This is a genomic window from Algoriphagus yeomjeoni (assembly GCF_049821175.1).
Taxonomy (GTDB): Bacteria; Bacteroidota; Bacteroidia; order Cytophagales; family Cyclobacteriaceae; genus Algoriphagus; species Algoriphagus yeomjeoni_A.
Map to the genome: position 1 here is coordinate 2,861,795 of NZ_CP187512.1, position 13,041 is coordinate 2,874,835.

Sequence of the window (13,041 nt, forward strand, 5' to 3'; positions counted from 1 at the left end):
ATGCTTATCCTTATTTCACCAGCAAAGACGCTGGACTATAGCACCCCAAGTTTCACAGAGTCCACACAACCTGATTTCCAAACTGACACTCACACCTTAGTGAGAATCATGAAAAAGAAGTCGGCCAAAGAAATCGGAGAACTTATGCATATCTCTGATAATTTGGCTGAGCTGAATAATGAACGATTTAAGACGTTTCAAAAGGACTTTACCGAGGAAAATTCCAAGCAGGCATTACTGGCTTTCAAAGGTGATGTCTATACAAAAATAGATGTAGACGAGTATTCTAAGGAGGATTTTGATTTTGCTCAAGAGCATTTGAGAATACTTTCTGGCCTATATGGTTTATTGAAACCATTGGATCTAATTCAGCCCTACCGGTTGGAAATGGGGATTAAATTGGAGAATAAAAAAGGAAAGAACCTTTATGAGTTTTGGGATAGAAAAATCTCCAAAGCCATCAATAACGCAGCAAATGGGAAAACTATAATAAATCTTGCTTCCCAGGAATACTTCAAAGCGGTTCATTTGAAATCCTTAAAAAGCCCAGTGATTAACATTGATTTCAAAGAATACAAAGAAGACAGTTACAAAATCGTAGGTTTTTTTGCAAAACAAGCTCGAGGTATGATGAGTAATTTTGCAATTAAAAATAGAATCTCTGATCCTGAGCAGCTGAAGACTTTTAATGAAAGTGGCTATGAGTTTTCTGAGAAATTGAGTAGCGAGAACAATTGGATATATGTAAGGTAATAAGGCAGTAGGTCTGAAAAATCCAGCGCTCATTTTTAATCGCTGGATTTTTTTTGACCTTATTTAAATGGTAGCTTAGAGGTCTGATTCTCACCGTTTTTATATTTTCAGTTGAAGTTCATAGGCAATAAAACGTTTAAGCTATTCACTTTAATGCTGCTTTTGGCAGTAGTTACCCTCGGTTTATCCTTTTCTTATATCCTTGAAAATAAATCCAATGAGGAACTCTCTGGAATTACCGGTGTTGCTGATCCTGAACTAATTGGACCGGGTATTTTGTGTAATATTTCAGGAACAGTCATTGGTAGTTTTAGTGGTGCTGGAGATCCAGTGACTGACCTGTACGGATGGAAAATTTATGGTCCATCAGGTAACCTTTTGTTTTCAAAGAATTCGGGAGCTTTTCAAAATATCGATTATACTTTTATTACAAACGGAGTTCATAAAGTAGAATTAGACGTTAGCCGTGGCGGCATCCAGATAGCAAAATTCACAAAAGATGTCCAGGTCATTCAGAAGCCTATACAACTTCTCGCTGCTGAATACATTTCATGTGCTTCAACCCCTTTAGAGATTCAAGCAATCGATCCTTCAAGCAGCAATTTTTCAAATTATAAATTTGAATGGAAAAATAGTACAGGTTCAATTGTTTCCACCTCAAATACTCTGGTGACAACTGATGAAGGTGAATTTTCAGTTAGGTATTTTATTGAAAGTCCGTCTGGAGAGAAATCCTGTGACTATTTATTGACAACCAATATCTCCAATATTTCAACAATAGTTATTGAAAGTTCAGATGTTGGAGTTTGTATAGACGGAGAAATCTCTTTTACTACTAAACCACAGCTGCTAGGGGAATGGTTTGTTCAAAAAATTGGGGATACTTCAAAAAAATCATTTGGGATTAGAAACTCATTAACAATTCGGCCAGGATCAGATTTAATTGAATTTGGTGATTATGAAGTCTCTTTTGTATTGTCAAATTCTCTCAATCCAGCTTGTTCATCAGAGGGCAAAATAAATTTCAGCTACAACCCTGAACCTATTTTTGTTTTCGAATCCGCAAACACCTCGAGTGGATGTCTTCAAGCAGATGGCATGTTAACCATGAGAGCAATAACTGACTTAGATTTTATTAACATTGAAGGGACTGGACTATCTTACGGACCCTATGCTGCTGGAGATCTGATAGAAATCCCCAATTTAAAATCGGGCACCTATAATTTAATAGGAGGTTTAGGGCCGTGTATTAACTCATTAGGGTCGGTAGTTCCATTAACCAATCCCCCTCCAGCACTGGAGTTTACTGTAGATGATATTATCGGAGAGGCTTGTACTATTAATGGTAAAATCCCAGGGTCATTTCAAGTGACTATGCTGAATGGCCCTAACCCCAATGCATTTTACAGAGTGGTGAATGAAAAAGGTGGGGTAGCCAAAAATCTAGGTTTACCTAATTCTGCCGTATTCCGCGTGGATATCCCTGGAGGAAATTACTTTTTTGAAGTTTATGATGATGATGATGAGTGCATTTTACCAAGTAGAACAGAGCTAGTAATACCCGGAAAAGATCAAACTACCTTTCAAGTTCCAAGTAACTTAAATATTTGCGAATCCTTTAACTTAATACCCGAAACTTCACAGCCTCTAACTTTTACTGTAACACGCCCAGACTTAAGTGTTGATGTTAAAAATGCAGGTGAGGAAATCCTGTTAGATCAAAAGGGTGAATACAAGATCATTGGAACTTTGGAGAATCAGAGCGACATATGTCCTATTGAGAAAACAATTTTGGTTGATTTAATAGATCCGGTAGATTTCGAAATCATCCTAGTTAGTGAAGATTGCACTGTCGGAAACAGAAGCTATGAAGCTGATATTTTCTCCAGAGACCCTTCTACGGTATTGTTTTTCTGGAGAAACGAGAATGACGAAATAATAGGTACTAGCCAAAGACTTGACCTCCCACCTAGTTCCTTTGGTAATTATTCACTTGAAGTGCAACCTGCCAACAGTACGGCCTGTCCAATAGCACCTAAGCCATTTATTGCAAAAGAGCCGGTGCTCTCTGTAGATATATCTTTAACATCAACAAAACTCTGCGAATTAGGCCCAAAAGCCATCATTGACATGACTACTACTTTCCCAGAAGAAGTCACAAATGTAGAATGGAGAAGATATGATAAGGATGGAAACATAGAGTTTCTCAATCAATTTGATGACAAATACCAAATAGAGGTAGATTTAGAGGGAACTTATGAAGCGGCTGTTTTTGCTAGAATCCCATCATTGAATAAAGATTGCGAATTGGGTAGAACCATAATTCAACTTGATTTAACTGCTGAAAAAGTCATCTTTACAGTTCCCGACTCCCTTTCAATTTGTGAAACTTATGATCTTATCCCAGAAACAACACAGCCTCTTCAATTCTCGCTAACTCAGCCGGATGGTACTATCGTTGACAAAAACGCAGGCGAAGCATTTACTCTCAATCAATCTGGTACGTATAGTTTGTACGGTTTTGATCCACTAAATAGTTCTCCAAATTGTCCTGAAATAAAAGAATTCTCTGTGATCGTAAATCAGCCAATTCCATTTGAACCAATAGTATTCAGTGAAGATTGTGATGGGCAAAAAACCTATCAAGCCAAACTCACTGGCTCTACAGCTTCGGATGCCAATATCTTCTGGTATGACTCAAATGGGGCAGTAATTGGAACGGATGAGTTTTTAATTTTAGACAATGTCTCAGCAACATATTCCTTGGAAGTGCAACCAAAAGGAAGTTTACCTTGTGTATTAATACCTATTGAATTTAATGTTGAAGCGTCTATTTTAGATGTACCAGTATCTCTCATAGCGGAACCACTTTGCCCTGATTCACCATCAGCAAATATTCGAGCAGAGGCAGACTTTAGTTTAGTGACCTCCATAGAATGGTGGTACACCTTTCCTACCGGTGAGCAAATAGAACTGACGAGCGAGCGCAACAAAGAAGAAATTTTAGCTATTAGAGAAGGAACCTATGAGGTTCGTATTAACAATAATGTACCATGCCTTTTAGGGTTTGATCAGGTTTTGATTTTAAGAAGTACAGACACAGTCAGGCCTGAAGTAGAAGAAAGCTACCAAATATGCCCAAAATACGATATTGGCCCATCAATCAATCCGGGCAGCTTTGCTAGCTATGAATGGTACTTTGAGGACCAGCTTGTCTCGACCAATTCGGTTTATAAACCACAGTCAATAGGAAACTACAGACTCATCGTTTATAGTGCTGAGGGTTGTGCATATCAGACAGACTTTACCACTGAAGAAGAATGTGAGCTAAAAGTAATCTATCCTAATGCTGTACAACCTGGCAATCCAGACAAGGAGTTTTTGATTTATACCAATTACCTAATCGACGAACTCGACCTCGTCATCCTAAACAAGTGGGGACAGGTGGTTTTTGAATGTACTCAAACTAATCTTATTTCTGAAGAATCTACCTGCATATGGGACGGTACCTACAATGGGAAAGCAATACCAAATGGAAATTATGCTGTGCGCATAAATTTTAAAAATTATCAGCAGCAGGTTTCAAAATCGGATTTTGGCTCCATTCTCATTATAGAATAGCTCAGAAAATAGAGTCAAAAATCGGATTGGAACATTTTTTGAACTCGCTTACCACTATACCAGTCTATTAAAGTTATGGTATTGCTATCTTTGCACACACCCTAATTTGATTTCATTGAACCTTAATAACCAATTCCCCGCAAGGATGATCGGGTTGATTTTGGTTTGGATTATTCTTATTTCGTCTCCCTTTGTAAACCTTGGGAGAGAAATAATAATCCCAAATAAACCCGAACCTACCTATTCTGCAATTGCAAATCCCCAACTCACAGGAGACTCAAATTTGTGTATCGTCTTAGGTGGGGTAATCGGAACATACAGTGCTGGAGGCGACCCTGGCGATGTATATCAGTGGATAATAACAAATTCTACGGGGCAAGAACTCTTAAATAGAAGCGGTGGTAATCAGTTTGAAACCATACAATTTTTATTTGCTGAAGTAGGATCTTACACTGTTTCATTGAAAGTAAGAAGGGGCACTAATTCCAATTTTTATCAGGAAGATTTAGAGGTAAAAATCCAAAAAGGAGCTGAATTGGCGTTGAAGCAAGACTACCTCGTTTGTGGCGATCAACCTGTTTTGCTAACTGCCTTAGACCCAACTACACCTAGTCTATCAGATTATACTATCAGTTGGAAATCTCTGGATGAAAATGGCGATGAAGTAGAAATTGGAACAGGAAATGAATTATTGACCTATAGCGTTGGCTACCATTTCGTTGAGTTTTATTTAACAAACGCGGACGGAACTCAAGCATGTACTATAAGAGGATCTACCTTCGTAGGCCCTGCAATCGATTATAAAATCACACAATCAAGCAACCAAATTTGTGAAGGTAGTAGCATTACCATTGGTACAGATACACCTTTGACAGGAGAATGGTTTATCCGCAAGAGTGGGACTTCCACAAAAATTAGCCAGGGTAATGCTTATCAAATCACCCTAGAATCGAGTGATCTTGATGGCTCCGGTATTTATGAAGTATTTTTTAGTGCAGTGGATGAAAACTATCCAGATTGCCCTTCAGAAAGAAAAATAGCATTTGAACTTTTAGAATCTCCAAAAATTAATACACAAATCCTGATCTCGCCAGATGACTGTATTTCTGAAAATGGAAGCTTTCAAATCACATCCGGGTCCAATCTAGAATCAATAGAAATTCCTGAACTTGGAATTAGGTTATCTTCAGTTACCGCCGGACAAGTATTTACTTACACTAACCTTGAGCCTAAAATCTATTCAGTAATTGCTACTCAAAATGGGTGTAACCTCACCAACTTAGTACAGTTGCAAGCCAAAAACCCTCCGGTAACTCCAAGTCCTCCCAATCAAATTTCCACTACTGTATCTACTGAACCCGAATCATGCTCTGCAACTGGAGTTATTCAAGGAAAAGTAGAGGTTGATTTTGGTCAGCCTATTGGCATAGGAGAATACCGATTATTTTCGGATTCAAAAGGGGTGATCGACGCCGGTACAATTCCAACAAATGGATTATTGGCCCTCAACCTGTCGTCTGGAAATTATATTTTAGAGCTAATAATTGATGGATGCACCTATCAAAACGAAACCTTTACAATTGCCAAGCAAGCGCAGGTAGAATTCAGTACGCCTGGTGATTTTTATATTTGTGACAACTTCGACTATATCCCGGAGACTAGCCAAAATTTACTTTTTACACTGACGTATCCAGATGGCACTTCCAGGTCTTTAAGTTCGGGACAAGCCTTTCCTCTTGACGAAGAAGGGGCTTACTCATTGAAAGCTGAAGCGAATAATTCTTCCTCAACTTTATGTCCACGAGTGGAAGACTTCCAAGTAACTTTTTCTTCAAAATTCACATTTGAACCAGTCAAAATAGAAAAAGGATGCTTTGATCCTATTCAATATGAAGCAGTACTTCAAGGCTTACTCCCAGATGAGACCAGTATTCGGTGGATTAATTCAAATAACGAAATAGTAGGAAGAGGTGTGGAATTCTATCCAGCCACAGCAGGTACATTCTCGCTTGTTATCCAACCATTGGCTAGCGGATTTTGCGAGCCTGCACCTGTAGAATTTGAGGTTACTCCACCTATTACTTCTGTACCCATGGTTCTAGAAGCTACCAAAATTTGCCCTCAACCTGGAACGGCAGTGGTTACTTTGACGACTGATGAGGTTGAGGTTCTAGAGACAGAGTGGATTTATTATGATCTAAATGATCAACGGCAAGAACTCCCAGAATTCAATAATCTCTTCGAAATAGAAGTAAATGCCCCAGGCACCTATGAAGCTGTGGCCTATAATAAGTTTCATTGTGAGATAGGAAGAAATCTTATTTTGGTAGAGGAAAGCACCCTGTTGACCCTGCCGAATCTGGACGAAAGCTATCCTGCCTGCTCTAAAGGCAATAACATACCTCCGATCGATGCTGGGGATTACCAATCCTATGAATGGTATTTTGAAGAGCAACTCGTTTCAACGAATCGATTGTTTAAACCTAGTAAGGTTGGGAATTATAAATTGATGGTGACTACACTGGATGGGTGTGAATTTGAGGATGAGTTTAGAACCTATGATGTCTGTGACTATCAAATCGTTTATCCTAATGCTGTAATTCTAGGAAATCCTGACAAAGACTTTAGGGTATTGATGAGCGAAGGTGTGACAGAGGCTGAACTTTTCATTTTTAACCGCCAAGGTGAGTTAATCCATCACAGTAAAACTAATGATATTCCAGTAGAAGTCGCTGTGCTCAAATGGGATGGAAAAGCCTTTGGAAAATATGTCCAGCCAGGTACTTATGTAGCTGTAATTGCGCTTAGAAACCCTCTTTACGGGCTTGAAGAAAAAGAAACTGTTTCTCTGCTGGTAATAGATTAAAGATATAACCAGAAAGATTTTTTTTTATTAGCGGGAAAGTTGAATGCAATATTTTTCCTACTTTCCCACCTCTAGAAAAAATCGTTCACAACCCAAAATTCTAAAACCTATCATTATATGACTCAAACCATCAACAAAAGTGCACTCTTTAATGCAAGTTGCTTTGCGCTAATTACCACCGCCTTCACCTTCGCAATTCGAGCAGGTATACTTCCTGAGTTAGGAGACACATTCGGCCTAAGTGCTGCGCAGCTTGGCTTTATCAATTCCATGTGGTTCCTAGGATTTCCTATTTCCATGATTTTAGGTGGGCTATTATACCATAAAGTCGGACCCGCCAACATCATGCGAGTTGCATTTCTTATGCACACATTAGGTATTCTTTTGACCATCTACGCTGATGGTTACACTACACTATTGATATCTACCTTATTTATCGGATTTGGTAATGGCTGTACAGAGGCAGCTTGCAATCCAATGATTGCGGATATGTACACCGGCGTCAAAATGAATAAGATGCTGAATCGTTTCCACATGTGGTTCCCGGGTGGAATCGTCCTTGGATCTTTGATTTCCAAGTTTATGACGGATTTAAATATGGGTTGGGAAGCTCAAATCTGGGTAATGATGATCCCTACGCTTGTTTATGCATTCTTATTCTTTGGCAAAGCTTTCCCTCAACCGAAAATTGAAGGCTCTACTTCTTTGGTTGAGAATCTTAAAGCAATGTTCAGCCCAGTTTTTATCTTCCTTTTCATTGCAATGGCTTTAACGGCGATTTCCGAATTTGGACCACAACAGTGGGTTGGATTGATCATGGGTTCAAGCGGTGCTAGCCCAATGTTGATACTTGCATTGACTACAGGCGTAATGGCAGTAGCCAGATTCTTTGCAGGACCTGTAGTGCAGACCTTGGGTCAGACTGGTGTACTCTTGGCAGGATCAATTTTAGCAACTTTAGGGATATATTTATTTAGTACAGTTACAGGGCCAATGGCCTATGCTGCTGCGGTAATTTTCGCATTAGGTGTGGGTTATTTCTGGCCGGTAATGGTAGGAGCTGTCGCACAAAGAGTGCCACTGAGTGGTGCACTTGGAATGTCCATCCTTGGAGGCGTAGGAATGTTCTCTACTGCTATTTTCCAACCGATTATCGGAGGCTGGATTGATGGATCCAATGCCGCCATGTCCGCAGCAGGTCTCACCGGAGCAGATTTAGAGTTGGCAGCAGGTCAGGAAACTTTGCAGAAAATCATGATTTTCCCGATTATCCTCATAGTCCTTTTTACGATATTTTTCTTCTGGCAGAAGAATTCCAAATCAACTGAGGCAATTCCTACAACGCACTAAGTACTCTATCTAAAAAGCAGCCTAAGGGCTGCTTTTTTTTGCTCTATAGAGAATACTATAACTAGTTAAAATCTAAAACAGGTCCTGAATTTAGTATTGATTTCCATTCTCTACTATCTCCTTCAACTTTTTAGCATAAGCTGATGCATACTTTGCCATCCCCAAATCCGTGGGATGCGTACCGTCTACGAAATCATCTGTACCCAAGTCTAATTCGTCTTTTGTTAGCATATACACATTTGTGATTCCACCCTTTCTTAACTCCAGGAAACTTTGATGAAGCCAGTTATTTAAATTCTCATAAATCTCCGCTCTTGGCTCATAAACCAACCCATCCGAATAACCTGCATGCTCAGTCAATAAAATAGGTGTGGTTGGATATTTTGACCGCAGAGTGTTGACCGCATAGATCAGTTTGTTTTTGACTTCGCTTTCAGAAAAGCTACCTAAATTTGGAAGACAGTCCAATACAAAAACTGCAGGATCAATCTGAGAGACATATTCAATCACCTCCTCCTCCATCCTACCGTTTCCTGAGAAAGCCAAATTGATTATGGGGAGATTCATTTCCCTAGACAAAATGTTGGTCCAAGCCATCCCTGCTCGTGAGGCGCAGGCTCCCTGAGCTATGGAAGTTCCGTAAACCAAGATAGGCTTTTCGGTTCTCTTGGGAATAAAAGCAAAGGCTTTATCATCTGGAATACCAATCTGCAGCTCACTCAATCCATTATAAAGTGGCAGAAAAAACTGAAACTCTTTAGAAGAACCAGCATCATTATCAAGTTGAAATTTATAGGTGATTTTTTCAGCAAATTGATAATTCCCTCTCACCCACAGGAGTTTTCCAGAAGCATCTTTTACATACAAATCAACTCCACTTACACCCGTTGCTGGCATGTGTGGCATTTCCAGACGGGTTGATGTAGGCGTGTAGGATACTTGAATTTCGGGGCTGTCTGTTGTAAAATGTAAGGAAAGGCCTGCTGTCTGTCTAGACAAGTTCCATACAGGATCTCTTACAATTCCTTCTGAGGATGCTGGCAAACGATTAAACCCTATATCATCCCAACCTCGACCTTCGACAGCAGCCATCATTTCCGGACTTTCTCCAAACCATTTTATTTCTTGTGCCCATGATGCATTCACCAAAAGGATACAAATCAGGACTGCAAAACTTGTACGTGTAGTTTTCATACTCTAAAAATAAGGCTCTCTAAGTCAAGAGCTATAGTCTAGTTAAATGAAAAACTGCTGAAGCTGTTTTTTGGCTAGTAAATAGTCGACCCCTGATGATTCAAACCTTTCTTTCTCATCACTTTCCAAGACTTTTCTTTAATTTAAAGTCTTGTTTAAAAACCCTGCTAACCTTTAACCCTATGTTTAAAAAATTATCTCTCCTAAGTCTGTTAGGCTTTATACTTTTTTCTTGCGAAAAAAAACCTGTCCAACTTACAGATGAAGAATATTCCAAACTAACAGAAGAACAAAAAAGAAGCCCCGAGCATGCTTTAGATGGGATTCTCGTGTCGGATGACCGTTTAGAACTCACACTTTTTGCTTCAGAACCAATGATGTCAAATCCTACAAATATGGATATTGACGATCGTGGTCGCGTGTGGATAGCAGAAGCATATAACTACCGAACTTCTTTGAACCCTAGAAACCCAACCCGAGCTGAAGGAGATCGAATCTTGATCATGGAGGATACTGACGGTGATGGAGTGGCAGACGAGTCCAAAGTTTTTTATCAAGGAAATGACATCAATGCCGCTTTAGGTATTGCAGTACTTGGAGATAAAGTCTATGTCTCCGTCAGCCCTTATGTGTATGTATTTACCGATGCGGATGGAGATGATGTGCCAGAGAAAAAGGAGATCTTATTTGAAGGCGTCGGAGGTGAGCAACATGATCACGGGATGCACTCATTCAATTTTGGCCCTGACGGCAAAATATATTTTAACTACGGAAATGAAGGAAGAGGAATCCGCCATGCTGATGGATCACCAATTCTAGACCCTCTTGGAAGGCCAGTAAACAGTGAAACCCAACCTTATCGGGAAGGGATGGTCTTCCGAATGGATCCTGACGGGTCTGATGTAGAAGTGTTAGGCTGGAATTTTCGAAACAACTACGAATTAGCCACAGATAGCTATGGCAGAATGTGGCAATCCGATAATGATGATGACGGGAATAGAAGTACCCGAATCAACTATGTAATGGACTATGGAAACTATGGCTTCAAAGACGAAGTAACCGGGGCGGACTGGAGAGCCAGAAGGATAAATATGGAAGATTCTGTCTATCAGCAGCACTGGCACTTGAATGACCCAGGTGTGGTTCCTAACCTTCTTCAGACCTATGCAGGTTCGCCTACAGGGATTTTAGTATATGAAGGAAAATTGCTACCGGAAGAATATCAAAATCAGATAATTCACTCAGATGCTGGTCCAAACATTGTGAGAGCCTACCCTACTACCCCTTCTGGAGCAGGTTTCAATGCGAAAATCATAAATCTCCTTGATGGAAATCCAAGAGATAATTGGTTTAGACCTTCTGATGTGACCGTTGCTCCCGATGGCTCTTTGTTTATTTCCGACTGGTATGATCCGGGAGTTGGTGGACATGCTATGGGAGATTTGGACAAAGGAAGAATTTATAGATTGGCGCCAAAAGGGGTTGATTATAATGTAAGCAAACCAGATTATTCCAGCATCTCTTCATTAGTTGAATTACTACAAAGCCCCAATCGCGCGACTCATTTTAAAGCTTTTATGGCGTTGGTAGAAAAAGGGGCTGAGGCAAAAGACGCTTTAGAGAAACTCTATACTGAAGGTGATAGTAGAATGAGAGCGCGGGCATTTTGGGTACTAACCAAACTGCCAAATGGCAATGATTACATTAAAACAGCAGCGTCAGACTCGGATGAAAATATAAGAGTAGCGGCCGTTCGTGCCTATAGAAATAACAAAATGAGTGACGTATCCTTCTTGCTAGAAATGGCAGGAGACGAATCCGCTCAGGTCCGTAGAGAAGTCGCATTGGCGATCCGATATAAATCAAACACAGAAGTTTGGCTGAAGCTTGCCAATAATTATGAAAGTGGAGACCGCTGGTATTTAGAGGCGTTGGGAATTGCTGCTGAAGGTTTTTGGGATGATTACTTGCCAAAATATCTAGATGCTGTAGGAACAGGCTGGATGGAAAGCCAAGAGGCCAAAGACATTGTCTGGAGATCACGAGCAAGCAACACCGCCGAATTGCTTGGTAAAATCATTCTCACTCAACCTGGAAGAAATAATCAAGCTTACTATAGAGCACTGGATTTTCAACCTTCTAATACCAAGAATGAAACCTTAAAAGGGCTTTTAGCAAATGCTCCTGAAGAAGATCAATTGATTATTTTGAGGCAGATCAGCTTTGATCCATCTAATCCAGACAGACAGATACTTTCCCTTGCAAGACAAACAGCCGGAAGCATTTCGGATGATCGGGACTTCATGGATATTGTCAGCAAATATGAGTTGACAGATCAAAAAGACAGACTGAGAAAGCTTGTTTATCAATCTGAAAACAATAGGCATTCACAGATGGCAGCAAATATTTATGCATCCCTTTACGGCATGGATGATATCGAAAAATCATTTTCAGATACAGATCAAGCACAGAGCATTCTTGCTATTCAAAAGTTTGGGAGCATAGACAATGAAGCCATGGCAAAAGCTCTTGCCAAAATCTATACCGACGAATCAAAATCTTTGGAACTACGAAAAGCAGCTATGGAAGCAGCCAGAGGTTATAATTCAGAGCCCTATTTATGGGAACTTGCAAAAGCCGATCAAATACCGGCAGATATGCTCCCTATAGCTGAAAAAATCCTCCTGTCCTCTTGGAATGGGACTATCCGCGCCGAAGCAAATGAGAAATTTGGAGATGCTTCTGATATGGACGCAGTGGATTTACCAAAGCTTCTTGCGCAGCAAGGAGACGTGGAAAAAGGACTGCTCCTTGCTGATACTTACTGTCTTGCCTGCCATAAAATCGGAGATAAAGGAATTGATTTTGGCCCTGCGCTGACAGAAATCGGAGATAAATTATCCAAAGAAGGGCTATTTAATGCTATTCTAAATCCATCTGAGGGAATGGGATTTGGATATGAGACTCAGCTTGTCAAACTAAAAGATGGTACGCAATTCACTTGCATAGTCAACTCTAAAACAGAGAATGACTTGGTGGTAAAATTGGTGGGAACTGCCGAACAAAAGATTTACAAGCTGGTGAATGTGGAAAGCATCACTCAATTAGAAGAATCTTTGATGCCAAAGTTCCCGCTTTCGGAGACGGAGCTGGTGAATTTGGTGAGTTATTTAGAAACGTTGAGGAAATAATTTAAAAATCACCTGCACTGGAATTCAATTTTTCAAGCCCTGTGCAGGTGTTTTTTCACCCCATAT

At 40.0% G+C, this 13,041-nt stretch carries 6 protein-coding genes; 5 read left to right on the forward strand and 1 reads right to left on the reverse strand.

The genetic code is table 11. From position 1 onward, the window contains the following. The 4 genes from yaaA (at position 1) to ACPUEN_RS11435 (ending at position 8,590) form a co-directional block, all read left to right on the forward strand. Positions 1 to 753: a peroxide stress protein YaaA gene (gene yaaA / locus ACPUEN_RS11420; protein ID WP_425635999.1), complete on the forward strand. Its 753-nt coding sequence runs from the start codon at positions 1 to 3 to the stop codon at positions 751 to 753. Between the two features lie 153 nt (positions 754 to 906). Then, entirely contained in the window at positions 907 to 4,374 is a 3,468-nt protein-coding gene (locus ACPUEN_RS11425) for a hypothetical protein (protein ID WP_425636000.1), read from the forward strand. A gap of 115 nt (positions 4,375 to 4,489) precedes the next feature. Beyond that, positions 4,490 to 7,240, forward strand: a complete 2,751-nt coding sequence (locus tag ACPUEN_RS11430; RefSeq protein ID WP_425636001.1) for a hypothetical protein — start codon at positions 4,490 to 4,492, stop codon at positions 7,238 to 7,240. Between the two features lie 117 nt (positions 7,241 to 7,357). Then, positions 7,358 to 8,590 (forward strand): MFS transporter, encoded by a 1,233-nt coding sequence (locus tag ACPUEN_RS11435; protein ID WP_425636002.1) that lies wholly within the window; start codon positions 7,358 to 7,360, stop codon positions 8,588 to 8,590. 90 nt (positions 8,591 to 8,680) lie between these two features. Here ACPUEN_RS11435 and ACPUEN_RS11440 read toward each other — a convergent pair whose 3' ends face one another. Then, the gene (locus ACPUEN_RS11440) at positions 8,681 to 9,784 is read right to left on the reverse strand and encodes an SGNH/GDSL hydrolase family protein (protein ID WP_425636003.1); all 1,104 of its coding nucleotides are present in this window, start codon (positions 9,782 to 9,784) and stop codon (positions 8,681 to 8,683) included. A gap of 182 nt (positions 9,785 to 9,966) precedes the next feature. Between ACPUEN_RS11440 and ACPUEN_RS11445 the strand changes: the two genes are divergently transcribed. Further along, positions 9,967 to 12,975, forward strand: a complete 3,009-nt coding sequence (locus ACPUEN_RS11445) for a PVC-type heme-binding CxxCH protein (protein ID WP_425636004.1) — start codon at positions 9,967 to 9,969, stop codon at positions 12,973 to 12,975. Positions 12,976 to 13,041: the final 66 nt, after the last annotated feature.